Source organism: Oceanobacillus sp. Castelsardo, from assembly GCF_001659985.1.
In the GTDB taxonomy this organism is placed as follows: Bacteria; Bacillota; Bacilli; order Bacillales; family Amphibacillaceae; genus Oceanobacillus.
Map to the genome: position 1 here is coordinate 70,269 of NZ_LYCS01000009.1, position 24,261 is coordinate 94,529.

General features: G+C 37.1%; 24 protein-coding genes. 8 read left to right on the forward strand and 16 right to left on the reverse strand.

Annotated features, from left to right (window positions below; all coding sequences use genetic code 11):
- Positions 1 to 34 precede the first annotated feature (34 nt).
- The 3 genes from A9178_RS14475 to A9178_RS14485 all read right to left on the reverse strand — a co-directional run bounded on the left by A9178_RS14475 (position 35) and on the right by A9178_RS14485 (position 4,356).
- The gene (locus A9178_RS14475; protein WP_068676519.1) at positions 35 to 1,459 is read right to left on the reverse strand and encodes an MFS transporter; all 1,425 of its coding nucleotides are present in this window, start codon (positions 1,457 to 1,459) and stop codon (positions 35 to 37) included.
- A 152-nt stretch (positions 1,460 to 1,611) separates the two neighbouring features.
- Complete coding sequence (locus A9178_RS14480; protein ID WP_068676660.1) at positions 1,612 to 2,601, reverse strand: NAD(P)H-quinone oxidoreductase; 990 nt, start codon at positions 2,599 to 2,601, stop codon at positions 1,612 to 1,614.
- 570 nt (positions 2,602 to 3,171) lie between these two features.
- The gene (locus A9178_RS14485; RefSeq protein ID WP_068673896.1) at positions 3,172 to 4,356 is read right to left on the reverse strand and encodes an IS256 family transposase; all 1,185 of its coding nucleotides are present in this window, start codon (positions 4,354 to 4,356) and stop codon (positions 3,172 to 3,174) included.
- A gap of 588 nt (positions 4,357 to 4,944) precedes the next feature.
- Between A9178_RS14485 and A9178_RS14490 the strand changes: the two genes are divergently transcribed.
- The 4 genes from A9178_RS14490 to A9178_RS14500 all read left to right on the forward strand — a co-directional run bounded on the left by A9178_RS14490 (position 4,945) and on the right by A9178_RS14500 (position 7,557).
- Positions 4,945 to 5,832 carry a DMT family transporter gene (locus A9178_RS14490; RefSeq protein ID WP_068676521.1) on the forward strand — a complete coding sequence of 296 codons (888 nt, stop codon included), beginning with the start codon at positions 4,945 to 4,947 and terminating at the stop codon, positions 5,830 to 5,832.
- Between the two features lie 264 nt (positions 5,833 to 6,096).
- Positions 6,097 to 6,210 (forward strand): YjcZ family sporulation protein, encoded by a 114-nt coding sequence (locus A9178_RS18720; protein ID WP_082918214.1) that lies wholly within the window; start codon positions 6,097 to 6,099, stop codon positions 6,208 to 6,210.
- 228 nt (positions 6,211 to 6,438) lie between these two features.
- Complete coding sequence (locus tag A9178_RS14495; protein WP_068676523.1) at positions 6,439 to 7,344, forward strand: YIEGIA domain-containing protein; 906 nt, start codon at positions 6,439 to 6,441, stop codon at positions 7,342 to 7,344.
- Positions 7,345 to 7,350: 6 nt separating this feature from the next.
- The gene (locus tag A9178_RS14500; protein WP_068676525.1) at positions 7,351 to 7,557 is read left to right on the forward strand and encodes a capping complex subunit for YIEGIA; all 207 of its coding nucleotides are present in this window, start codon (positions 7,351 to 7,353) and stop codon (positions 7,555 to 7,557) included.
- 102 nt (positions 7,558 to 7,659) lie between these two features.
- On the opposite strand, the gene A9178_RS14505 is transcribed toward A9178_RS14500, so the two are convergent.
- The 9 genes from A9178_RS14505 to A9178_RS14545 all read right to left on the reverse strand — a co-directional run bounded on the left by A9178_RS14505 (position 7,660) and on the right by A9178_RS14545 (position 14,742).
- Entirely contained in the window at positions 7,660 to 8,517 is an 858-nt protein-coding gene (locus A9178_RS14505) for an MBL fold metallo-hydrolase (protein ID WP_068676528.1), read from the reverse strand.
- Positions 8,518 to 9,037: 520 nt separating this feature from the next.
- Entirely contained in the window at positions 9,038 to 9,484 is a 447-nt protein-coding gene (locus A9178_RS14510) for a DUF5342 family protein (RefSeq protein ID WP_068676530.1), read from the reverse strand.
- A gap of 218 nt (positions 9,485 to 9,702) precedes the next feature.
- Entirely contained in the window at positions 9,703 to 10,527 is an 825-nt protein-coding gene (locus A9178_RS14515) for an urease accessory protein UreD (RefSeq protein ID WP_068676532.1), read from the reverse strand.
- Positions 10,520 to 11,140 carry an urease accessory protein UreG gene (gene ureG / locus A9178_RS14520; RefSeq protein ID WP_068676534.1) on the reverse strand — a complete coding sequence of 207 codons (621 nt, stop codon included), beginning with the start codon at positions 11,138 to 11,140 and terminating at the stop codon, positions 10,520 to 10,522. The genes A9178_RS14515 and ureG overlap by 8 nt, the downstream gene beginning before the upstream one ends.
- Before the next feature lie 54 nt (positions 11,141 to 11,194).
- On the reverse strand, positions 11,195 to 11,878 hold the full coding sequence (locus tag A9178_RS14525; RefSeq protein WP_068676536.1) for an urease accessory protein UreF: 684 nt from the start codon (positions 11,876 to 11,878) through the stop codon (positions 11,195 to 11,197).
- Complete coding sequence (gene ureE, locus A9178_RS14530; protein WP_068676538.1) at positions 11,871 to 12,326, reverse strand: urease accessory protein UreE; 456 nt, start codon at positions 12,324 to 12,326, stop codon at positions 11,871 to 11,873. The genes A9178_RS14525 and ureE overlap by 8 nt, the downstream gene beginning before the upstream one ends.
- A gap of 10 nt (positions 12,327 to 12,336) precedes the next feature.
- Positions 12,337 to 14,049 carry an urease subunit alpha gene (gene ureC, locus A9178_RS14535; RefSeq protein ID WP_068676540.1) on the reverse strand — a complete coding sequence of 571 codons (1,713 nt, stop codon included), beginning with the start codon at positions 14,047 to 14,049 and terminating at the stop codon, positions 12,337 to 12,339.
- Positions 14,046 to 14,369 carry an urease subunit beta gene (locus tag A9178_RS14540; protein WP_068676542.1) on the reverse strand — a complete coding sequence of 108 codons (324 nt, stop codon included), beginning with the start codon at positions 14,367 to 14,369 and terminating at the stop codon, positions 14,046 to 14,048. Before A9178_RS14540 ends, ureC begins: the two co-directional genes overlap by 4 nt.
- Before the next feature lie 70 nt (positions 14,370 to 14,439).
- Positions 14,440 to 14,742: an urease subunit gamma gene (locus tag A9178_RS14545; protein ID WP_068676544.1), complete on the reverse strand. Its 303-nt coding sequence runs from the start codon at positions 14,740 to 14,742 to the stop codon at positions 14,440 to 14,442.
- Between the two features lie 921 nt (positions 14,743 to 15,663).
- Here A9178_RS14545 and A9178_RS14550 point away from each other — a divergent pair.
- From A9178_RS14550 to cydS, 3 genes are read left to right on the forward strand one after another with little or no spacing between them, the layout of a single operon-like run.
- The gene (locus A9178_RS14550) at positions 15,664 to 17,004 is read left to right on the forward strand and encodes a cytochrome ubiquinol oxidase subunit I (protein ID WP_068676546.1); all 1,341 of its coding nucleotides are present in this window, start codon (positions 15,664 to 15,666) and stop codon (positions 17,002 to 17,004) included.
- On the forward strand, positions 17,001 to 18,023 hold the full coding sequence (locus tag A9178_RS14555) for a cytochrome d ubiquinol oxidase subunit II (protein ID WP_068676548.1): 1,023 nt from the start codon (positions 17,001 to 17,003) through the stop codon (positions 18,021 to 18,023). The genes A9178_RS14550 and A9178_RS14555 overlap by 4 nt, the downstream gene beginning before the upstream one ends.
- A 5-nt stretch (positions 18,024 to 18,028) precedes the next feature.
- Positions 18,029 to 18,142 carry a cytochrome bd oxidase small subunit CydS family protein gene (cydS, locus tag A9178_RS19775; protein ID WP_483310465.1) on the forward strand — a complete coding sequence of 38 codons (114 nt, stop codon included), beginning with the start codon at positions 18,029 to 18,031 and terminating at the stop codon, positions 18,140 to 18,142.
- Positions 18,143 to 18,198: 56 nt separating this feature from the next.
- On the opposite strand, the gene cydC is transcribed toward cydS, so the two are convergent.
- Both cydC and cydD read right to left on the reverse strand, forming a co-directional pair.
- Positions 18,199 to 19,920 carry a thiol reductant ABC exporter subunit CydC gene (gene cydC, locus A9178_RS14560; RefSeq protein WP_068676550.1) on the reverse strand — a complete coding sequence of 574 codons (1,722 nt, stop codon included), beginning with the start codon at positions 19,918 to 19,920 and terminating at the stop codon, positions 18,199 to 18,201.
- A 1-nt stretch (position 19,921) separates the two neighbouring features.
- Positions 19,922 to 21,649, reverse strand: a complete 1,728-nt coding sequence (gene cydD, locus A9178_RS14565; RefSeq protein ID WP_068676552.1) for a thiol reductant ABC exporter subunit CydD — start codon at positions 21,647 to 21,649, stop codon at positions 19,922 to 19,924.
- Between the two features lie 208 nt (positions 21,650 to 21,857).
- On the opposite strand from cydD, the gene A9178_RS14570 reads away from it, so the two are divergent.
- Positions 21,858 to 22,760, forward strand: coding sequence for a nuclease-related domain-containing protein (locus tag A9178_RS14570; protein ID WP_068676555.1), 903 nt, complete (start codon positions 21,858 to 21,860; stop codon positions 22,758 to 22,760).
- 279 nt (positions 22,761 to 23,039) lie between these two features.
- On the opposite strand, the gene A9178_RS14575 is transcribed toward A9178_RS14570, so the two are convergent.
- Positions 23,040 to 23,486 carry a GNAT family N-acetyltransferase gene (locus A9178_RS14575; RefSeq protein ID WP_068676557.1) on the reverse strand — a complete coding sequence of 149 codons (447 nt, stop codon included), beginning with the start codon at positions 23,484 to 23,486 and terminating at the stop codon, positions 23,040 to 23,042.
- Positions 23,487 to 23,523: 37 nt separating this feature from the next.
- Entirely contained in the window at positions 23,524 to 24,237 is a 714-nt protein-coding gene (locus tag A9178_RS14580; protein ID WP_068676559.1) for a class I SAM-dependent methyltransferase, read from the reverse strand.
- Positions 24,238 to 24,261: the final 24 nt, after the last annotated feature.

Below are 24,261 nucleotides of genomic sequence, written 5' to 3' on the forward strand. Positions count from 1 at the left end.
CGTAAGCCTCCTCTGGTTTTTAAAATTACATGATTTACGAATGTCCGATAACAACTCGTTTATTCTTATTCGGTGATGGGCTTGTTTTGCCAACATTCCCCGGAACAAGAAACAGGATAGAGATTAAGGCAAGGGCAGCAAATATAACGTTCGTAATAATCCCAACCATAGCAGAAATATGAACGGAACTTACCGTAGCAACTGTACTGTACACCGTTGCAGATATGGCAATCCCAAATGCATTCCCTAAAGAACTCGCCATTTTATAAATCCCGGACGCTTCCCCTACTTTATTGTCAGGTGCTGCTGAAACAGCTGTATCTGTTGAAGGCGTAGCGTACATCCCAAGACCTAAACCAAATAAAACGAATCCAACAAATACAATTATTGTATAAAGTAAATCTGGTAAAAAGGTTAATCCCATTACGGAAACTCCAATTAATGTTACTATAGTTCCCCAAATCATTGGTTTTTTAGCACCGGTACGTTGCATAACTTTCTCACCGACGCGAATCATCGCAAGTACTGTTACTAAATAACCTATGGATAGCATTCCAGATTGAAACGCGGTAAATCCACGACCTACTTGAACATACGTATTCGCCACAATTAAGGTACCCGCAACTGCATTTAATAAGAAATTCGATATAGTCGCACCAGTATACGGTTTACTTTTAAACAACTTAAAGTCAATCAGCGCATTACTTCTCTTTCCTTCATATCGTATAAACACGATTATTCCAACGATGGCTACAGCAGCCAAAACAAGTGTTATTAAGCTTGTCCAGCCCAATGTTGCCCCTTGTGTTATAACGATATTGATTGCTAGCATCGTAACGATAAAAATAGCTAACCCACCAAAATCGAATTTAAACTTACCTGTAGTTTCTGCTTTACTTTCGGGAACATCACGAATTAACCACATAGCGAGTAAGGCGAAAATGATAGAAAAAATAAAAATCCATTTCCAGCCCATATACGTAGCAATCGCACCACCAGCGAACGAGGTAATTCCTGATCCACCCCATGAACCGATAGACCAATAACTAAGTGCCCGCTGCCTTTCTGCCCCTTCAAAATAAGCTTTCATTAACGCAATCGTAGCTGGCATAATACATGCAGCAGATAATCCTTGCAATACTCGCCCGACAATTAAAAGTACCGCTCCTTGAGCCAAAACGAGCGCTAACGAGCCAATAACACTTAGTATTAAACCAGCATAGGTGAGTTTCTTCCTTCCTATTCTATCTGCCATTCCACCCGCAACAACAATAAACATTCCGGAAAACAGCGAGGTCAAGCTAATAGCAATATTTAACACACCTAAGTCTACACCTAAATCCGCTTGAACTGCAGGTACGATGTTTACCATTGCCTGAGCAAATAACCAAAATGTAATAACCCCAAACACAATACCGATAATCAATTTATTTGTACCTTGATAGGTTGAAGCTTCCATCCATACAACCTCCAAAATTTATTATAGTAAAACGCATATGTTAGTATCTGCTATTTTGGTGATTATATTGGATAAGCCGGTAAGTAAGATTTTCCACTCTTAATTAATATAAAAAGAAGGTGAGACCAGTAATATGTCTCACCTAATTATTATTAATAAGTCCTATCTCCAACCTGCAAAATAATCTTCCCAATATTGCGGTTATCTTCCATATATTGATGCGCTTTTGCAACTTCTTCGATTGAAAAGGCAGTATCGATAATAGGTTTTATGCTTCCACGTTCTAAATATGGCATAGCAATCTCTGCAAATTCTTTAGTTAAATTCGTCTTGTATTCATCATCTCTTGGGGTTAATAATGTTCCAGATAGCTGAACATACTTAGCCATTAATTCCATTAAATTCACTTTGTCCACAACACCACCACCGAGGACGCCAATTAACACCCATCTTCCTCCTTTATTGATGCTTGCTAGGTTTTTCTTCCAGTAACTAGCACCAATAAAATCTAAAATAACATCGACTCCTTTTCCATCTGTCACTTGTAAAATTTCCTCATCAAACGATTGTTCTTTATAATTGATTACTTTATCAGCACCAAGTTGTTTACAGAATTCCAGTTTCTCTTTGGAACCAGCCGTTACAATAACCTTTGCCTCAGAAATTTGTTTAGCCAACTGAATAGCAGCTGTACCTACTCCACTCGCACCAGCATGAATTAACACTGTTTCATGTTGCTTTAGTTTTCCAATCCAGTAAAGCGTTTGATACGCTGTTAGAAATACTTCCGGAATAGCCGCACCCTCCGCAAATGAAAAGTTACCTGGTATTTTTAATGCCCGGTTAGCCGGCATAACGGCATACTGTGCATAGCCCCCTCCATTTACTAGGCCCATAACTCGGTCACCTACTTGTAAGCGGCTTGTCCTAGAAGATTTCACAACTGTACCAGCCACTTCAACTCCCAATATTTCGTTATTGGCATAACCTGCTTTTCCCTCTCGAGTAACAATATCTGTACGATTTACAGCAGCAGCCTCGACTTTTATAAGTATCTCTCCATCCGATAAAACTGGAATCGGTAATTCGGTTAATTCCAATTGTTCAGGTCCACCCGGCTTCTTGACAATAATTCCCTTCATTTTCAATTGCAATTCTCCTTTCATTTTTCAATTAAAAACATACAAAAACTCAAATCTGTCTATTTCACCCTTTTTATAAAACTATACTTAAATCATTGGATTATTTGCAAGTTAAACCATTTATAAGAAACGATATAGAAGAGGTTGAATGCCTGATATTAAATAATGTTATTAATACTCCCAAATTATCATTCTTCTCTCTCGGGTGACTATCTTCATTTTTCCTCTCAAGTCGACCGTAAGAACCAGTCTCTCGGTTGACTTTTTCCTTTTTCCCTAGTCAAGTCCATATTTGTGTGTAAAAGTACATTTCCGACCAAAATATTATTAAAGTGAAATCTAAGTACCAGATCAAGCCACAGCTATGCTGCTTGCCGTTGACTGTAGCGCCCGATTCTTAGTATTTGCTGGAAGGGGACGGGGCCCCGCCAGCAGATGCTTAGAATCGATTTATCCGTGTTACAATTTAGAGAAGGATGCCCCGTAAAGGGTGTTTTTTAGCCATCCTTTGACAGCACCACTAACACGGATAAAAGTAAAGTCAATGGTGGCGTTATTCGAGTAAAGCTCCTAATCGTCTTCGTATTTGTCATAATTCTTAAAGTATTGTTTATTCTCCCAATCCTTATCAATGTTCATAAGTACAGAACCGATTATTCGAATAGCTGATTGATCATTTGGAAAGATAGAAATTACCTTTTCTCTTCTGCGTATTTCCCTATTTACACGTTCTAACATATTAGTAGTTCTCAAATGTTTATGATATTTTAGTGGGTGGGCATGGTATTGCATCACATCTTCAAACCCTGAATCTAACAATTTTATCGCCTTTTCAAGGCTTTTTGTATTTTGGTATTTATCCATAAAACGTTCCTTTAGTTCATTGGCATGCTTACGTTTGGATGTTCTGAAAATAGCCTTAAGATCATCCTTGACTTCTTCCATATTCTTTTTAGGCATCGTATCAATGATATTTCGTAAAAAATGAACTGCACATCTTTGCCAAGAAGTACCTAAAAATGTTTGTTTAATAGCTTTAACTAAACCAGCATGAGCATCAGAGATAATCATTTTTGGTGAATGAATACCACGAGATTTTAGGTACTCGAAAAAGCTAGACCAGCATTCCTTAGATTCTTTATGATCAATTTTCAAGCCAATGATTTCCCTGTACCCTCTTTCATTTACACCACAAGCAATATAAACCCCTTTGGAAACCACACGCCTACCTTCTCGAACCTTGATATACATAGCATCTACGTAAATATAGGGGTAGTAATAGACATTCAGTGGTCGACTTTTCCACTCATTAACAATTGGATCCAGTGCCTTCGTAATTTCTGACACAAAGGACTTCGAAACTTTCTTTCCACACAACTCCTCTACGATATTAGATACTTTACGCGTTGAGACGCCATTAATAACCATCTCCATCATGGATATGATTAATGCCTGGTCATATCGCTCGTATCTCTTAAAGGCTGTCGGTGAAAATTCCCCATCTCTCGTACGAGGGACTTTTAATTTAAGTGAGCCAGCACCTGTGATTAACTCACGTTCATAGTAACCATTCCGATACCCTTTGCGATTACTAGTTCTTTCATGAGAGAGAGCATTAATATATTCGTCCCTTTCCTTTTCCATTAATGAATTCAAAATTAAGGCCAGGGAAGATTTTACAGGGGATTCTAGAGAACTATTTTCAACTTTCTCTTTTAGGTCTTCCAAATTTATAGTAATATTAATCTGGGTCATCTTTTCATACCTCCATGTTTTATTTTCTTGGTCGAAAACATTGTAACATGGGTCATGAAAGATGACCTTTCTTTTTACACAATTATATGGACTTTATCTTTTCCCTCTCAAGTCGACCGTGAGTGCCTCTATCTCGGTTGACTACTTCTACTTTTTCTCTCGAGTCGACCGTGAGAACCTCTATCTCGGTTGACTACTCCTACATCTCCTCTCGAGTCGACCGTGAGAACCTCTATCTCGGTTGACTACTCCTACATCTCCTCTCGAGTCGACCGTGAGAACCTCTATCTCGGTTGACTACTCCTACTTTTCCTCTCGAGTCGACCGTGAGAACCAGTCTCTCGGTTGACTTCCTCCATTTTCCCTCTCGAGTCAACCGTGATAACACTTATCTGATCATTTCTTCGGTGATTTCCCATTCCATGATCCGTGTTACCCTTCACCTCAAAACATTGATACACCACTATATTCGGTTTCATAGGTATTACCAATAAAGGAATGATATAAACTAGGTAAATCGGTATACAGAACATATTATTTAGTCTAAAATAAATAGGTTAATCTTAATTTATAGGAGAATTACAAAATATGTTAAAGGCTTATGCTTGGCTTACCTTTTGTGTTATTGTGTGGGGAAGTAATTTTGTATTTGGAAAGATATTAGTTCAATATTTCTCCCCTTCCCTGCTAACTTCATTAAGACTTTTATTTATTGTCCTCTTTTTGGTGGGGTTAGCAATTTACAAGAAACATTTAAAAGCACTTCATAAAAAAGACATAGTTGCCATTTCTGCTCTCGGAATTATTAGCGTTTTCATTAATCAATGGTCATTCTTTTTTGGATTACAAACGGCTGACCCTACAACATCTGCATTAATTTTGGCAACTACCCCTATCTTAGCAGGCGTTCTAGCAGCTATTTTTTTAAAGGAAAAGTTAACGATTCGAACGTTGATAGGATCTTTTATTGCGATAATAGGGATTTATTTTGTTGTTACAAAAGGGGATTTATCTTCTTTGAATATTGACAAAGGCATTATATGGATTGTTGTAACAATGATTACATTTGCTTTTATGATCCTTATGACAAAAGTTCTTTCCAATAGAATAGACCCGCTAACCATAACGTTATATTCGAATATAGTTGGATTTATAGTCTCCATTCCTTTTGCTTTTTTACTGGATAATCCACTTCGAATTAGTGGGGACATTTCTGACTGGGCTTTTCTTATTGGAACAGCAGTTGTTGTTCATGGTATAGCGACTCTTTTATGGAATTACAACATACGGTACGTCGATGCTTCTAAAGCTTCTATCTTATCTAATCTAGAGCCCTTTGTAGCAATGATTATGGGATTACTTCTACTATTCAAACCGATTACTGGAATAGAGATTGTGGGCTCGATATTTATTGTGAGTGGGGTCATCTTTTCCACTTACCAATCGAAGGAACAGAAGCGTAAGCGCCCTGTTTAGCGACGTACGGACTGCGCCTGGTCATGCCAGGTGGTCCGATGTTGCCCCGACATTCCCCTGGCGGAGGAGATAGATAATGCTATCCCTTGTCCGAAGGCGATTCATCTCCCACCTACTCACTGAGACTATTGCATTTCACATTCCTTGAAGTGGGAATCTTCTCGCCTAAAACGAAAAAATGGGCTAGAAAATTATCTACGTGTCTACAACATTTCGGATTATGAACGTAAGATATAGTACCCCTTCAAAAGGAGGTGCTAAAATATGAGTGAAGTTGCAGGCGGATACGGAGCGGGATTCGCTCTAATTGTTGTGCTGTTTATTCTCCTAATCATTGTTGGCGCATCAGGCTATGTAGGCGGTTTTGGTGGTTACTAAGGGTGAATCAAACCCGGAGCAATAAAACCATTTTAGTAATAGAAAAGTAATATAAAATAAGCCTCCTTTCCAAAATGGAAGGAGGCTTATTTCGTTTGTAAGACCTTACATAAAGATAACAAGGATAAGCAGCATTACTTTAATTTTCTAGGTTCAAAATTCACTTTTACATAGTTAACACTTATATGGAAATAATAAGAAAAAATTTATGATAATAGGAGTGTATAAATGGAGGGGCAAAATTTAACTTTAGAGAATGTAAGTACTATTGTAGCCGCTATAATAGTCGGGACTTTAGCAAGGGTTTGGCTTTTAAAAGAAGATTATAGACAGTATCCAAGTTATCCAAATGGATATCTCATTCACATTATTACTGGTTTTGTTGCCTCTGCCTTGGGAGCAGTTGCGATACCTGCATTAATGAGCAAGAATTTCGTTGCCGTTACCTTTTTAACGTTAGCACTTCAACAATTTAGAGATGTGAGAAAGATGGAGAAAGAAAGTTTAACTGATTTAGAAAATACAGAGTATACATACCGTGGGACGGCTTATATTGATGGAATTGCAAAAACATTTGAATCACGAAATTATATTGCATTTGTTACTGCATTTTTTGTATCTTTAACCATTACCATCGTACCATTAAACATATGGGTTAATATTATTGCGGGTATTATAGTGGGAATAGCCATTGTATCTTATTTGAAAAATTTTACAAAAGGAAAAAGTATTGGAGATATTGCTCAAGTCAAAGAAGGTAAAGTAGAAGTTAAAAATTCAAGTCTTTATGTGGATGGTATTTTTGTTAGTAATCTTTTAGGAACGGATAACGCGGAAAAGTTATTCAAAGAGGAAGGTTTAGCTGTTGTCATTTATCCTAATGAAAATCATTATCGTATCAACCTAGATAACTTTGGTCAACGCCAGGCCGCCCTGTTCGAAGCAACAAGAGCTCTTGGTAATAAACGTTATAATTTTACAAGAAAAGACTATGAACAGGGACGAATTGTGATTACCCTTGTTCCAATTAAACAAGATATTGATGCTCTTATTGAGGTTGTTAAAAAATGCCCATTGCTTGAGAGTACTAAGAAGTCCCATAGTGTTATGAAAACAAACTTGAAGGGAGAGTAGTAAAATATGGGAAGAGAAGCATCCATGAAACCTGATTATAGGATTATAGCATATGTAACAAGAGAAAAAGAACGAGTAATAACGAGTAATTGCCTGGCCTTATACGCTGAATCTGAAGAAGCCTCGAAAGAAATGACAGTTGATATAGCAAAGGCAATGAAAGCAGACGTTGTACAAATAACGAATGGAGATTATATGATCATACGTGTTTAAACCTCCACTTTAAATATATAGAACTCGCTAGTACTAAGTGAATACCCTAGATATAAATAAGCCCCGTTTATCAAAATTGATAAGACAGGGCTTGTTTGTTAATTAGTGTAAATTTTTATCTACATATTTCCCATAATCTGGAATAGCTATACTTTCAAAATGAAGAACTAATTTTTCCAGATTCTCGGATAGTTCCTCACCAGACATCGGCAACCCATGGCCAGTAACTGCAACTGATGGATTCAACGCTGCTAATTTTTTAACCGATTCCTTTGCGGCTTTCCAATCTGTAGTCAAATATCGTGGTGGTCCACTTATTTCCTGTTCTTGTGTTAAAACTTTATATAAATATTCTTGTTTTACTGTAATAAATGCATCCCCTGCAATTAATGCTCTATCTTTTTCTCTAAAGAGGGAAACGTGTCCCGGTGCATGTCCAGGTGTATGAATCCAACGAAATTCAGGCATATACGGAACTGTTCCATCGGAAGGAAGCATTTCAATATGATTTCCTAAGTCAATCGGTTCATTTGGAAACATTGGTGACATTTTTGAGACCATACCACCTTCTACTGTTGGGTCTGGCTCAGGATATGCCTTCTGACCTGTTAAAAAAGGCATTTCTAATTCATGTGCATAAACCGGCACTTGCCAATGGTCAACCAAATCAATAACAGCCCCAACATGATCAAAATGGCCGTGTGTTAAAATGATAGCTTTTGGACGACTGTTTTCACCAAATCGTTCTTCTGTAGTAGAAATAATTTCCTTAGCTGAATGTGGCATTCCTGTATCAACTAAAACGAAATCGCTTGATTCGGGTTTTCCAACTAAATGAATGTTAACAATTTGGACTGTGTGACAATATAAATCCGGTAATACTTCTATCCCCATTCCACTTTGTATGGACGTTGTAGGTATATATTTATAATCACTACCGTAATTCATTTCTTGATCCATTTATATTCCTCCTTTAGAATTCTTCTGTTCAAACGTATTGTTCCCACAGATGAGTAAAATACTTAAATACTCCCACCTTCCGAAAACTTCCATCCCAAATACGTTAATCCAGATTTTTGGCTGGATGAGTTGCGGAGCGTTAAGGTTTTCCTTGCGTTACGGCACTCATCGACCGGGTGAGTTGCGGAGCGTTGAGGTTTTCCTTGCGTTACGGCACTCATCGACCGGATGAGTTGCGGAGTATTGAGGTTTTCCTTGCGTTACGGCACTCATCGACCGGGTGAGTTGCGGAGCGTTGAGGTTTTCCTTGCGTTACGGCACTCATCGACCAGATGAGTTGCGGAGTATTGAGGTTTTCCTTGCGTTACGGCACTCATCGACCGGATGAGTTGCGGAGCGTTGAGGTTTTCCTTGCATTCCGATACTTGGGGGGTTCACTTTGGATGAATTTAAACAAATATTAAAAGGATGTTCCTTTTTTGGAACATCCTTTTTTTCTACATGCTTTAGAAAATCATTTCTACTCATTTAAATGTTGTCTCATTTTTTCATGTACTTTTTTTTCAACTTTCTTCACATGTTCATCTTTCATTTTACGTCTCGGTTTTGGATGGAACCACTCTAACTCACCATCATGAACCATCCCTTTAAATTCTTCCCCATTAATCGTTAATTTGAATTGATGAGCATCACGGGAATGTTCCTCTAGTATTGGTTTAACCTCGATACCTTCAACATCTTCAATAACATCATGATCACTTAATAATCGATGAACTTCCTTTTCAACCCATTCCAATTGCTTACTATCAAGATCCTGTTTTGGATGGGGATGAAGCCAGTGAATTTCATCTTCATGGTAATCCCCTTTATACTCTTTCCCGTCTATCGAAAAGCTAAATTGATGACGTTCATACGTCCGATCTTCATACAATGTTTTTACCTCGAAACCATCTACCAATGGACACACCTCACAGATTTGTTACGTTTTTTGCATCTCTTATTGTTATTCCAACTTTTATAAGATTTTATGCAAGTTACCTATATCCTAAATATTTCCCTTTACGATGTCAAAGAAATATTTCTTAGAATACAAATCTGTAGGTACCACAGTTTTTTATTCTACTCTTTTTTTATGCTAAAAAGTAAAATACCCGGCAAACCAATTCGTTTGCCGGGCTTTGAGGACTAGTATTTCCTTAAAAAACTTGGTTTAACATGAAACCATTCCTGACTTACAATTCGATGGCACTCCATAAAAATCCGCTCAATTACTTGGGTTCTGTTAGCCATGACCCGGATGGAAATCCCAGGAACCGCAAGCTTGGACAAACCCGCCTTAAAATCAGCCGTTTCTTGATTTATTATTTCATATAATTGATCAAGCAACTTTGTATCTGTTCGATCTCCGATTAGAATGAAGGACCCCAAATGGGAATAACCTTCCATGAAGCCAAGGTCATTGATATGCTTTTCTTTTGGGCAAAGCCTAATATTATCATAGACAACTAGCTCATCTTCTAAATAGATTTCATTTAATAATCGAAGGGAATCATAACTGAAATGCTTACCCTCCGGTGACCAGCCCGGTGTCAGAATATCCGCATAAAGGAATGTAGCCCCTTTTTCCATTCGTACAACATTTTTTTGAAAATAGCGGGCATCCTTATAAGCGATAAGTGGATCGGGCAAATATTCTAAATAGCTGCCTTCCTTAAGATATATTTCCGTTTCCTGATAAGCAGGTTTTATCGGTGTTTTATATACTTTTGTTGCCGACTGGGTGGTGAGTGTTAGTTTCGCATCTTTATCAAGTGACACGCTCATCCGATACGTATCTCCATCTAAATACCCTCCGCCTGGGTTCAAAATATAGTAACAAGGTTGGGATGATTGATTGAGATACACGGGGCGCATAATTTTAAACGCCCCTTGAAAGAATAGATTTTTCGTAACAGTCCTTCCTTGACGTGCTTCAGCATCTAATTCAAGGATTCCCGTCCAATTAGACATCTTGCTCTAATCCTTTTAATAAAACATGCTGTTTAATCCAATCCACCACTTTATCAAGACCTGTATTATCTTTTAAGTTCGTGAATACAAAAGGTTTGTTTCCACGAAATACTTTTGTATCAGATTCCATTACTTCTAGACTTGCACCAACATATGGAGCAAGATCGGTTTTATTAATAATGAATAGGTCTGATTTAATCATCCCTTGTCCACCTTTTCGTGGAATTTTTTCCCCTTGAGCAACGTCTATAATATAGATGGAAAAGTCCACAAGCTCGGGACTAAAAGTGGCTGCCAAGTTATCCCCACCACTTTCGATAAAAATTAGCTCGACATCTGGGTGTTTTTCCTGCAATTCATCGATAGCAGCAAAGTTCATGGATGCATCTTCACGAATTGCTGTATGTGGGCAGCCACCTGTTTCTACTCCAACAATGCGATCCTCTGGTAACACACCTGTATTCACCAAAATTTTGGCATCTTCCTTTGTATATATATCATTCGTTATGACCGCAATACTTATTTCATCTTTTAATTCCCACGCTAATTTTTCAACTAAGGCTGTTTTACCAGCTCCTACAGGTCCACCAATACCAATTTTAATAGCTTCCATTTAAACACTTCCTTAATAAAAGATCTATTGAATGTTTTAGTGCTTGTGTTAACTTTAAGACATAAATATTCGAATATTTAACCGTTCATGCTGCATCTGTGACAATTCTAGTCCAGGAGAAACAATTCCGAATTCATCTTCACTTAGATTAGTGATACTTTTGACAGCTCTTGTCAATTCGGATTGAAACGTATAGATTATCTTCTGTCCAACTGTTTGTCCCAATGGGATAGCACGAACCGCATTTTGAACGAGGCTTGCAATAGTCGAATATAAGTAATATAAAAGGGTTGTCTCCTTTGGTACTTGTAAAAAGTGTCCTACCATCGTAAATACAATTGCTGGATTTCCAAATGATTGCTTTCCCTTTATTCGCTTTTTATATAGAGTTAAAATAGGTGCTTCATATAGGGTTTCCGCTATCGTAACCATTCTTTCACCCATTCGCGCCGAACCCTCTCTCGTTTCTCTTGCAAGGTTCTGTACCGTTATTTTACGGTCTAATTCCCATATCTTTTCCAAATTATTAGCTTCAAGTGCTTCATAAACAAGACTTGCTGCCAAGCCATCCGAATAGACAAGTTGTTCATGTAAGTATACTTCCAACCATTTTGAAAATGTCACTTCATCATAGACCGCTCCGTCTTGAATGTAACTTTCCAGACCAAACGAATGGCTAAATGCTCCCGTTGGAAAGTTAGAATCACATAATTGAAACAAAGATAATGTCTTATCCATGGCTATGTCCTATATGACGAAACGCTTCTTTCACCTTACGATCCTCACGTGTATATGGGATTCCTAACTCTTTTAATAAATCCTCTACTAAATAATCATATTGAACCAGCATTTCGTCTCCTTCGAACTGTGCTGGTAAATGTCTATTCCCCAATTGATGTGCGATAGTTCCCATTTCGTATATGCTTCGCGGATGTATAATCAACAAATCTTCGGACAGGACATCGATGATAATCATGTTTTCATCGTCCATGTACAGAACATCGCCATCTTGGAGGTCTTTCTGTTCTTTTAACCTAATCCCCAACTCACGTCCATGATCTGTTTCCACTCTCTGGATCCGTTTCACTAAGTGCGCACTTTCTAAATAAACCTTTTCTTTGTGGCGCTTTTCTAAATCCTTTGATTCTAAATCATGTATATTTGTTACAACTTTTTCGATAATCATTGTCTTCACCTCAAAATAAGAAATAACGTTGACCGATTGGAACTGTATCAACGGGGTCACAAGTGATTACTTCCCCATTAATTTTCACCTCATATGTTTGTGGATCCACATCAATATCAGGTGTCTCGGTATTTAATTTCATATCTTTTTTAGTTAAGTTACGGATGCCCCTTACAGGTCGAATCTGCTTCTCTAGACCAAGTTTTTCGTGAACCTTATTGTCGTATGCAGCCTGAGAGATAAATGTAAACGAGCTTTTACCTAACGCCTTACCGACAGATGCATACATTGGTCGGTAAATTAATGGCTGTGGTGTTGGGATAGTAGCATTGGCATCCCCCATCAAACTTTGGACAATTAAACCATTCTTCAAAATCATTTCTGGTTTTGCCCCGAAAAATTTCGAATCCCATAATACGAGATCTGCAACTTTACCAACTTCTATCGAGCCAACATATTCTGAAATACCATGTGTAATGGCTGGATTGATGGTGTATTTTGCTATATATCGCTTCACACGATTGTTATCTGCGTACTTTTGGTCACCTTTCATAATCCCTAACTGCTTTTTCATTTTGTCCGCTGTCTGCCACGTTCTTAAGACAACTTCACCAACTCGTCCCATTGCTTGTGCATCGGAACTAACCATACTAAATACACCCATATCCTGCAGTATATCTTCCGCTGCAATGGTTTCACTACGAATTCGAGAATCGGCAAAAGCAATATCTTCCGGTACAGAAGGATTCAAATGATGACAAACCATCAACATGTCCAAATGTTCATCAATAGTATTGACAGTGTATGGCAATGTAGGATTAGTTGATGAAGGAAGGATATTCATCATTCCGGCCGATTTAATTAAATCTGGCGAATGGCCTCCCCCAGCCCCTTCTGTATGATACATGTGAAGAACACGATCCTTAACAGCACTCATCGTGTCTTCCATAAACCCGCCTTCGTTTAACGTATCTGCATGAAGAGCTACTTGAACATCATACTTGTCCGCAACCCTTAGTGAATAATCTAATGAAGAAGTAGTTGCGCCCCAATCTTCGTGAACTTTTAGACCAATTGCTCCTGCACGAACCTGTTCAGCCAACGGTTCTTCACTAGCTGCATGCCCTTTTCCAGTTAGACCTACATTAATTGGCAACCCTTCAACAGCCTGTAGCATGCGATACATATTCCATTCACCTGGAGTCGCAGTAGTGGCACGAGATCCAGCACCAGGCCCAACACCTCCACCAATTAGCGTAGTCAATCCAGCTGTTAGAGCTACATCGACTTGTTCTGGATTAATGAAATGTACATGGGTGTCAATTCCACCAGCGGTTAAAATTTTCCCTTCACCTGCAATGACTTCTGTGGAAGCTCCGATAACAATATCGACATTATCCATTACAAGTGGATTTCCGCTTTTACCTATTTTATAAATGAGCCCATCTCTTAGTGCTACATCCGCTTTATAAATCCCAGTGTAGTCCACAACAATAACATTAGTTATAACCGTATCTGGAACACCGTCTTCACGTGTAGCAAGTGGGTGCTGTCCCATTCCATCACGAATTACCTTTCCCCCACCAAAAACAACTTCTTCTCCATAGGTTGTGTAATCTTTTTCAATCTGGATAAACAAGTCTGTATCTGCTAAGCGGATTGAATCACCAGTCGTCGGTCCGTACATTTGTGAATACTGTTCCCTAGACATTTTAAAACTCATTTGCTATCCCTGCCTTCTAATGGTCCATCTACTTTGTTATTAAATCCATATATTTCACGTTTACCAGCATAATCAATTAATTCGACTTCCTTTTCATCACCCGGTTCAAAGCGTACCGCAGCCCCCGCAGGAACATTTAATCGTTTCCCATATGCTTCATCTCGATTAAATTTGAGCGCATTATTTACTTCATAGAAATGAAAGTGTGAACCTATTTGTACAGGTCTGTCGCCTGTGTTAACAACCGTAATTTTTGAACTTTGTCTATCTTCATTACAAATAATCTCTTCTTCTTTTAGGATTATTTCTCCTGGTATCATCACTATCTCAGCCCTTTCGTATTAGAAATCACATAAGTTTGACTATTACTAGTAAGTCTGATCCAACTATTTAGCGAATTGGATTATGCACTGTAACAAGTTTTGTACCATCCGGGAATGTAGCTTCTACCTGGATATCATCAATCATTTCAGGAATCCCATCCATCACATCATTTCGTGTTAAAATGGTTGCTCCATACTCCATTAATTCAGCAACAGATTTACCATCCCTTGCACCTTCCAATACTTCATAAGTGATAAGTGCCATCGCTTCTGGATGATTTAATTTTAGACCTCTCTGTTTTCGTCGTTTAGCGAGATCTGCTGCAACAACAATTAATAACTTATCTATTTCACGTGGCAATAATTGCATGTTATAACCTCCTTGAGGGTTTTAAATATATTAAAAAGCATTTCCAATATTTAACTTTTGAAAACATGTTATAGGATAAATTAATCCTGTGGTTTTTTATAAGTTTAGCAATTGCTAAAAATTAGATTAACTTTCATTTTTACCTCCTTTTTAGATATTATGTGAAATGCGTAACAAAGTAACTATTTAGTGATGGTACCTAACTATTCGTCACGTTTCACTTAACGATATTTTGTTTTTAGATTTTAGAACAAGTGTGTGTCATTCATTTTCAACAAATGTTGAAAGAGACGGTGTTTCTCCTAAATGACTAGTGTATGAGGTGGTTCACTTTTACATCTGGTAGATTAACCGATGCGAAAAGAGTTTGGGAAAAACTATATTCTGCCTAAACATGTCCATCTATTTGATTGCTCTTAATACTTCCTCCAGTGAGGGGACCAAGAAAGCATAGCGCCATTAAATATTAGTTTGGCAGAGTTGATAGTTTCTACCCTATTTTACATATTTTGGGGAGGAAAGCAAGTTTTAAATTTTCTTTTGCTAAAAACTTTATCTGGGTCGCTAAATTAGTATTAGATTTTCATCATTACTTTTTTCTTTTTTATCGTGCTTTAGGCAGTGATTACCCCTCTCTCGGTCGAGTCCGGACTTTTATTTCGTGCTTCCGGTAGTGATAGCTCCTCTCGGTCGGGTGCAATCCTTTTTTTCGTGCCTCCCAGCAGTAATACCATCTTCATTCACAATAATTTCATAATGTATTAGCTAATTTGTCATAAGTTACTAATTTCCTATTAGAAATTTCATCTATAATTAAGCTAAGTACATTTACACCATGTATATAGTGTTAACTCTAACTTCAGTAGACGAATGCTCAGTATTACACTTAATTGTATAAGAGTTAAAGGAGGAATTAGAAACATGCTATTTGAGGATCCAGTAATAGCTAGTAGATTTTTAACGTTACTTACTCTTTCCTTTCACATTATTTACGCAACGATCGGAGTAGGTGTTCCGCTTATGATTATGATTGCGCAGTGGATTGGAATCAGAAAAAACGATGAACATTATATTTTGATGGCTAGACGTTGGGCCAGGGGATTTGTTGTAACGGTTGCAGTTGGTGTAGTTACAGGGACTGTGATTGGACTTCAACTTTCCCTTCTTTGGCCGAACTTTATGGAATTGGCAGGTCAAATTATAGCACTTCCTTTATTCATGGAAGTATTCGCGTTTTTCTTTGAAGCGATATTTTTAGGTATTTACTTGTACACATGGGACCGATTTGAAGATCAGCGAAAACACTTTTTCTTATTAATTCCAGTCGCCCTTGGAGCGGGGATGTCAGCTTTATTCATCACGATAGTAAATTCTTTTATGAATACACCACAAGGGTTCGATATCATGGATGGGCAAATCGTTAATGCAAATCCAATTGCTGCGATGTTTAACCCAGCTATGCCGACAAAAGTATCGCATGTCCTTGCGACTGCTTACATGACTGTCGCATTTATGCTTGCAGCGATTGCCGCTTACAATTTAATAAAAGGTTCTAAGCATGTCTATCACAAAAAGGCACTTCATTTAACGATGAAAGTTGGATTAATTTTCGCCATTGCAGCAGCGATTATTGGAGATTTTTCTGGAAAATATTTAGCAGAGTATCAACCAGAAAAACTAGCTGCAGCAGAATGGCACTTTGAAACCGAAGAAGGAGCACCCCTATTATTATACGGGGTACTAGATGAAAATAATGAAGTGAAGGGTGCTATCAAAATACCATACGCTTTAAGTATATTGGCTTTTAGTGTTCCTACATCAGAAGTTATTGGATTAAATGAATTTCCTGTTGAGGAAACTCCTCCCCTTATTGTCCATTATTACTTTGACTTAATGATTACCATTGGTGTCTTTATGATTGTTCTATCTCTTGTTTTTTGGATAGGTATAAAGCGTGGTTGGGCTTTTGTAAAAGCAACATGGTACCGTTGGTTAATCGTCCTTGGTGGTCCATTATCCTTTTTAGCTATCGAAGCGGGTTGGTGGATGACAGAGGTTGGACGACAGCCATGGATTCTTCGCGGAATCATGACTGTAGAAGAGGCAGCCACATCGAGTGACTATGTAGGATTAATATCCATTCTATTTATTGCTTTATATATCATATTAGGAATTGGTACAGTTGTTGTACTTCGCCGCATATTTAAAGACAATCCAGTGGAAAAAGAGCTTAAAGCTTCACAAGGTGGTGAAAACGCATGACACTAGAAATTTTAGGTATAACCGTACTGTGGACATTTTTGTTTGGTTACATTATTGTCGGATCGATTGATTATGGTGCTGGTTTCTTTAATGCATACAGTATCATCACAGGGAAGGATCATATTTTATCTAATGTTATTCAGCGTTACCTATCCCCTGTTTGGGAAGTTACCAATGTATTTTTCGTGTTTTTCTTTGTAGGGATTGTAGGATTCTTTCCCGATACAGCCTACTATTTTGGAACCATTTTTCTCATACCGGGCAGTATTGCGTTAATCTTACTAGCAATACGTGGGTCCTATTATGCATTTGAAACTTATGGAACTAAAGGACATAAAGGATATGCGATTATGTATGGACTATCCGGACTTATTATTCCTGCTTCCCTTTCCATTGTGCTCACGATATCAGAAGGTGGGTTTGTTTTTATAGAAGATGAGAATCCTGTCCTTGATTATTGGGCATTATTCACCAGTCCATTATCATGGTCGATTGTCATTTTAAGTATTGTAGCAGTGCTTTATATTTCGGCCGTATTTCTTACTTGGTATGCAAATAAAACAGGTGATTTAAAAGCTACCAATTTAATGCGCAAATATGCACTCATTTGGGCATTACCTTTAATCATTACCGCGGGCGGAATTATTTATGAATTAAAATTCCACAGTCCTGAACATTATGAACGAATCATAGACCTATGGTGGATGTTTGGTTTATCCTTTTTATTATGGATTGCAACCGTTTGGTTCATTTGGAAACGAAGAAAGTATGGAATTTCCGTTTGGCTAATGTTCGGTCAATTTGCACTAGCTTTTTATGGATTCGGAATTTCCCATTATCCATACTTGTTATATCCATACTTAACCATTTACGAAGGGTTTACCAATCAAGCAATGGCCATTTCACTCGTCGTTGTATTTATTCTCGGTCTTGCACTGTTAATACCTTCTATCTATTTATTATTTAAATTGTTCTTGTTTGATAAGAATTATCTAAAAGGAAAACAAAAGAAGGAGTGAAAGACATGCTAACAGATTTTCTGATTTTTGTCGCTCCATTTATTATCATCATTGTGGCACTGATACTAGCATTCTTTGTAGCGTTTAGGGATGACCCTGTAATTAATGAAGAAAATTAAACATCAAAAGAGCTTTGCCACTGGGTTTGGACAAAGCTCTTTTCTTTTAATTTAAATTATCCATTTAAAAACACACTCTGCTCAATTTGTTTCATTTCATAAAAATATCCTTTGTTCCCCATCAGTTCATCAAATGTTCCTATTTCAACAATTCTTCCAGATTCCATTACGATTATCTGATCCATACTTTCTAATCCTGTTAATCGATGGCTGATAAGTACAACGGTATCCTCTTTTGCTTCTTCAAAAAGATAATTATAAATGTACTCTTCAGTTAATGCATCAATCGATGAGGTCGGCTCATCCAAAAGCCATATCGGAGCTTTCTTTAGCAATACTCTAGCAATTGCAAGTCGTTGCTTCTCTCCTCCCGAAAGGTTCTCTCCCTTTTCAAGTACCCGGTCGTTTAAAGCAAAATGATGGAGTTTCACTTTTTCTAATACATTTTCCATCTCTTCATCCGTCAATCCGCTTTTGGCAATCATTAAGTTTTCACGAATGGTTCCATAAAAGAAATGATTCTTTTGCAGTACAACGTTCGTGCTTTGCCAAATGCTTTCTTTTGATAATGAATACATCGACCTATTATTTATATCAATCTCACCCTCATTGACGGGGTATATTTGTAATAATAATTGCATCAACGTTGACTTTCCAGATCCACTTGGCCCAACAATAGCTGTTTTGGAACCAGGTGGTAACGAAAAGGATATACCAGATAAAGTATTCCTTGATTCATCAGGAAACGCAAATGATACATCATTCACTCTAATGCATGGTGATTTCTTTATAATCAGTTCTTCTTTACTCATCGTTTCCTGTTCTTGTTTATTACCAACAACGTTATTCAATCTAGTAGCTGCTTGTCTGCTATCCTCTAAGTGACTTGGAAATACCGCCATTGGTGTCGTATTCTCAAAAGCGGTTAATGATACCATTACTAGCATTGCTAGAAAGATTCCATCTAATTGTCCCATAGAGACTAAATAAGCCCCATAGCCTAGAACGGTGAACGAAACAACTAAGGATAAGAAAGTATTGGATGACTCACTAAATAAGTTATAAACACTTTCATGTTCCTGTTCTTTTAAGTAGACATCAGCGGAATGACGTAAGCTACTCTCTTTTAACTCTAGTTTTTGATATATTTTCAGGTCGCGAAATCCGAATAGAAATTCCGATACTTCTGTAGACAGTTCTCCTCTACTTTCCCTAACTCTCCGCTCAACTTTTCTTTGTCTTAATGTAATGATTGTTGGGAATATAAACGTTGTCAAAATAAAACCAACAAGAATAATCCATGTTACCTCGATTGAATAAAAGATGGTGAAGAAAATAGTACATAAAAAGACTAACATTAAAACAATTGGTGGGTAAAAAACACGTAAAAAGAAATTTTGTAATGTCTCTACATCACCAACAATCCTTGAAAGAAGGTCCCCACTTCTATATCTTTGAAAAATAGCTGGTGCTAATGGCTCTAGCTTCTCGTAAAAGGAAACACGTAAATTACTTAACATTGTAAAAGTTCCTCGATGTGAAAAATAACGCTCACCATAACGGCTTAACGCTGAAATAATTCCTAGCATTTTAACGGATGCAACGAGAATCATTAACGTATAAATAGGAGGTGCCAGTGCGGACTTGGAAATTAAATATCCACTTAAGGCAAATAAACCAATTGCTGTTATTCCAGCAATAAATCCACAAAGAATGGAGATTATAATATCCCTTTTCTCCACGAACATTACTTTGGTAATCGCGAGTAAATCCTTCATTCTAAAGCCTCCCCTGCTGTACGGATACCATATTACGAAACATTTCATTAGATTGGAGCAATTCATTATATGTACCGGATGCTATTATTTCCCCATTATCCATAAATAGAATTTGGTCAGCATTTTTAATCGTATGAAGACGATGTGCCACTGTAATAACGGTGGACTTCTTTGATAATTCTATCATTGAGGTCTGCAAAATACGCTCTGTCTGCAAATCTAGGCCAGTTGTCGGCTCATCGAATAGAATAATGGATGGACTTTTTAAAAATGCTCTAGCGATGGCAATCCGCTGCTTTTCTCCACCGGAAAGCCCTCTCCCCGCTTCCCCTATTGGTGTTTCGTATCCATTAGATAGCGATTGGACTAACTCGGAAATTCCGGCTTTTCGGGCGGCCTCTACGATGACTTCCCTCGTAGCATTCGCGTTACCACCGACCGCAATATTCTCAGCAATAGTACCCGAGAAAAGATATGGATTTTGTGAAATAAAGCTAATTCTATCAAACCAGGACTTTTCACTGTATACTTTTCGTGGGTCTCCATCTAAAAATACTTCCCCTTTAGAAAGTGGTACAAGCCCAGCAATAACATGTAATAATGTTGTTTTTCCAGATCCAGTTTTTCCGACAATTGCAACTCGTTCAAACGGACTTATTAATACATGAATATTTTTTAAGGCAAATGCATCAGTTTCTCCGTAGCTAAATTCTACCCCCCGTAATTCAATATTAGGTGGCGTTGTGTTATCTAAACTTTCTTCTCCCCATTCAATAGGCTTTGCGGAAGTTGCTAATTCATTATCTAATTTTTTAGCTGCCCCCATGCTTCCTCTACCTGTATGAAAGGCACTTCCTAAGTCCTTTAATTTCGTATAAAACTCCGGGGCCAACACTAACATAAGGAATCCGGTATAAAAGGAAAGGTCTTGAAATATAATCATACGAAAAGCAACTTCTAATGCAACAAGTCCAATACTTAACATAGAAATAAATTCTAACGCTAAGGAATTTTGGAAAGCAATTTTCAAAACATCCATCGTTGCTTCCCTGAATCCTAGACTACTTTTTCGAATCGCTACTTTTTGCTCCGCTGATTGACCAAACAATTTCAACGTTGTAAGCCCCTGTAACGTATCAAGGAATTTGCCGGAAAAAGCCGACATCTTGTCTAATTGTTCTTCTGTTTTATCTTTTGTTTTAAACCCTATTACCATCATGAATATAGGAATAAATGGAGCTGTTATTAAAATGATAATCCCTGTGGTGACATGCTCTGTGAAAATAACAAAAAGAATCATAAGTGGTATAATACTTGCCTGAAATAGCTGTGGAATATAGCTACTAAAGTAACTATCCACTTCATCTACCACATCCATCATCACACTAACCTTTCGCCCTGACTGTCCTTGGATGGATGTTTGCACTGGATTAGTAGAGAATTTATGTAATAGAGAATTTCTAAGGTCACGTTTTACCTTAGAAGCCATCTTAATTCCAGTTCTTCCACTTAAATAATGGAATAATGTTCTTGCAATAAGAACTGCCAATAGTTCCATTAATAAAGGAATTATTTCAGAGAATGGATAATCTTTTACAAAAATACGATCTACGATTATGACAAATAAGTAACTCTGACCAATAATTGAAGTACCTGATAATATGGCAAAAATTCCTAAGAAAATTAGCTTTTCTTTCTGTTTTTTTGCCATATCTTTTAGCCCAATCATGCTTTTGCCTCCCGAACATAATAGTGAACACTTTCACAAAATTATACATAACTAGTATGATACTTGTAAAATTATAGGGATGAAGTTAACATATTTGTCATTTTTAAAGAAATAAACTATTATGATTGCTTCTAGCCCCGTCTCTAACATTGAAATTTATTAATTATCTCTTATAATTGACTTAGATTATAAAAAAAGGAAGTGGACAATGGCTTATAAAGAACGAACTAAATCCAAGGAATTAGCAATTTTAGAAATATTAAACGACCGAATGCAATTAGCCAAGAAAGATAAGCAACACTATTTTAATCTAAAAAAAGGCTATGAAGGAGAAGTGATGTTTGATTCCTTAACCGAGAAGTTACAATGTGAATGTTTGATATTAAATGATTTATTATTAGAAGTAAACAATACTACCTTCCAAATTGATTCCTTAATTATTGTGCAAGGAAAGATTCATTTTTATGAAGTGAAAAATTTTGAAGGGGATTATTATTACGAATCGGATAAATTGTACAAGAAACATAAATTAGAAATTATTAACCCACTTCACCAGTTAAGTAGAAGTGAATCATTACTTCGTCAGTTACTTCTCAATCACGGATTCAATCTCCCAATTGATGCTTCTGTTGTTTTCATCAACCCGAAATTCACCTTATACCAATTACCTCTCGATAAACCAATTATTTTTCCAACTCAAATTAAAAGTTACTTAGCTAATTTAAATGCAACACCATCAAAATTAACTAAAAAACATAAAAAACTTGCAGATCAGTTGCTGGCTTTGCATATGACGGAGTCCCCATATGAAAAGCTTCCTTCTTACAGTTATGATCAACTACAAAAGGGGATTATCTGTCCTAACTGTCATTCATTTTCAGCAACGATTGGTTTAAAGCACTATAAATGCACAAAATGCCAGCATAAAGAGTTACTTGATGAAGCTGTATTAAGAAGCATAAAAGAATTTAAACTCTTATTCCCAAATAAAAAACTAACAACTAAAACAATTCATAATTGGTGTCAAGTCGTACCAGAAAGAAGAATCAGAAACATTCTTTTACGTAAATTCACTAAAATAGGAGAACATCGCTGGTCATACTTTGAGTAATATAAAATGTATATCATACTTTTGTCCTTCCAATAATGTGAAGGACATTTTTTTCTTTAAAACAGCTCTGCTCTCGGTTGACTTCTTCCATTTTTTCTTCCGACTCAACCGTGACAGCCCTGCTCTCGGTTGACTTCTTCCTTTTTTTAGTCCGACTCAACCGTGACAGCTCTTCTCTCGGTTGACTTCTTCCATTTTTCTTTCCGACTCAACCGCGATAGCTCTTCTCTCGGTTGACTTCTTCCTTTTTTTCTTCCAAAACGTCCGTGATAATGCATTTTAGATTTCATTATCTAGTTTTATTTCCATTAACGTAGAAACTTCCTGAAAACCTAGCTTTTGATAAAGGTGTTTTATATGGTTTCCTGAAAAGACATTTAATTGAACTCTAGTATGCCCCTCTTCTTTCAAAAGATTAAGCGCTTCTTTACACAGTATTTTTGCCAATCCTTGTTTACGATAGGCAGGCAAAACATAGAGTTCAGGAATAATTCCTACTGTATCATCTGAATAATAGTCAATGGTACTAGCAACAGCAATCCATCCCATTATCACGTTATTTTCAATATAAATAAGATAATAACCATCAGATAAAAATGGGAACACCATTTGACGTGCTTTTTCCTTTGTCGGAATAACATACCCCATGCTTGCTTCTTTTAATACCTCTAACGAATGATCCAGTATTTTTCGTGTTTCACGATAAGTAGCTTTTCTAATAGTCATTTTTTTCATCCCCTTCAAAACGAACTTACAATTCATTCTACTTACAGCACCTAAAAACTCTAAAACCAAGGACATCCTTGTAAACTTCCGTTAGGTGTTGATGCTTTTCTAATATTTCAAAATAGTTACCATCTATATCTTCTGAAAGTGTAAAATCTGCACCAAGTTCTAAATCAATTTCATCTATTTGTTGCAGATCCTTTTCAACCTTTACATGTTTGAAGCCAGATTTTTTCAATAGATTGCACCACTCTGATTCAGTAAGTAACCGGGGTATTCCATAAAAAGTAAGGAGCGATGATAATTCTTTTTTAGCGATTGGTTTTTCTTGTACCATTTCAATTGCAAATAATACGCCTTCTGGTTTTAATACTCGATTAAATTCTTGAAGACTTAAGGGGACATCTGTAAAAGAAATTACAGATTCTGAGAGAATAAAATCAAATAATTCCCCATCAAAGGGAAGATTTTCAGTGCTCCCATGCTTCACTTCGATAGGTAATTGTAAAGATAAAAACCTTTTTCTTGCTTTATCCAACATTAATTTGTTGGTATCCAAAGATGTAACATGACATTGGTATTTTTCTGCAATATATGCGCTTGTTTGACCAGTTCCACAACCGGCATCAAGGATTGTCTTCGTTTTATCTATTTTTTCCCGAGATAATATTCTTTTCGTTAGTTGAAGTCCCCCTGGGTGAGCACCCCCAACACCAAATAATGCCAAACAATCAAGATATTTGTTCTTCACACGTAGTCCGCTCCTTTATGCGTA

Coding starts and splice junctions, on each gene's coding strand:
- A9178_RS14485 (WP_068673896.1), bottom strand. CDS start 4,356: ATGACCCAGATTAATATTACTATAAATTTGGAAGACCTAAAAGAGAAA.
- A9178_RS14525 (WP_068676536.1), bottom strand. CDS start 11,878: ATGGATAAGACATTATCTTTGTTTCAATTATGTGATTCTAACTTTCCA.
- A9178_RS14545 (WP_068676544.1), bottom strand. CDS start 14,742: ATGCAATTATTGCCACGTGAAATAGATAAGTTATTAATTGTTGTTGCA.
- A9178_RS14555 (WP_068676548.1), top strand. CDS start 17,001: ATGACACTAGAAATTTTAGGTATAACCGTACTGTGGACATTTTTGTTT.
- A9178_RS14500 (WP_068676525.1), top strand. CDS start 7,351: ATGGGAAGAGAAGCATCCATGAAACCTGATTATAGGATTATAGCATAT.
- A9178_RS14575 (WP_068676557.1), bottom strand. CDS start 23,486: ATGACTATTAGAAAAGCTACTTATCGTGAAACACGAAAAATACTGGAT.
- A9178_RS14490 (WP_068676521.1), top strand. CDS start 4,945: ATGTTAAAGGCTTATGCTTGGCTTACCTTTTGTGTTATTGTGTGGGGA.
- A9178_RS14480 (WP_068676660.1), bottom strand. CDS start 2,601: ATGAAGGGAATTATTGTCAAGAAGCCGGGTGGACCTGAACAATTGGAA.
- A9178_RS14570 (WP_068676555.1), top strand. CDS start 21,858: ATGGCTTATAAAGAACGAACTAAATCCAAGGAATTAGCAATTTTAGAA.
- A9178_RS14540 (WP_068676542.1), bottom strand. CDS start 14,369: ATGATACCAGGAGAAATAATCCTAAAAGAAGAAGAGATTATTTGTAAT.
- cydD (WP_068676552.1), bottom strand. CDS start 21,649: ATGATTGGGCTAAAAGATATGGCAAAAAAACAGAAAGAAAAGCTAATT.
- cydC (WP_068676550.1), bottom strand. CDS start 19,920: ATGAAGGATTTACTCGCGATTACCAAAGTAATGTTCGTGGAGAAAAGG.
- ureC (WP_068676540.1), bottom strand. CDS start 14,049: ATGAGTTTTAAAATGTCTAGGGAACAGTATTCACAAATGTACGGACCG.
- cydS (WP_483310465.1), top strand. CDS start 18,029: ATGCTAACAGATTTTCTGATTTTTGTCGCTCCATTTATTATCATCATT.
- ureE (WP_068676538.1), bottom strand. CDS start 12,326: ATGATTATCGAAAAAGTTGTAACAAATATACATGATTTAGAATCAAAG.
- A9178_RS18720 (WP_082918214.1), top strand. CDS start 6,097: ATGAGTGAAGTTGCAGGCGGATACGGAGCGGGATTCGCTCTAATTGTT.
- ureG (WP_068676534.1), bottom strand. CDS start 11,140: ATGGAAGCTATTAAAATTGGTATTGGTGGACCTGTAGGAGCTGGTAAA.
- A9178_RS14505 (WP_068676528.1), bottom strand. CDS start 8,517: ATGGATCAAGAAATGAATTACGGTAGTGATTATAAATATATACCTACA.
- A9178_RS14515 (WP_068676532.1), bottom strand. CDS start 10,527: ATGTCTAATTGGACGGGAATCCTTGAATTAGATGCTGAAGCACGTCAA.
- A9178_RS14495 (WP_068676523.1), top strand. CDS start 6,439: ATGGAGGGGCAAAATTTAACTTTAGAGAATGTAAGTACTATTGTAGCC.
- A9178_RS14475 (WP_068676519.1), bottom strand. CDS start 1,459: ATGGAAGCTTCAACCTATCAAGGTACAAATAAATTGATTATCGGTATT.
- A9178_RS14550 (WP_068676546.1), top strand. CDS start 15,664: ATGCTATTTGAGGATCCAGTAATAGCTAGTAGATTTTTAACGTTACTT.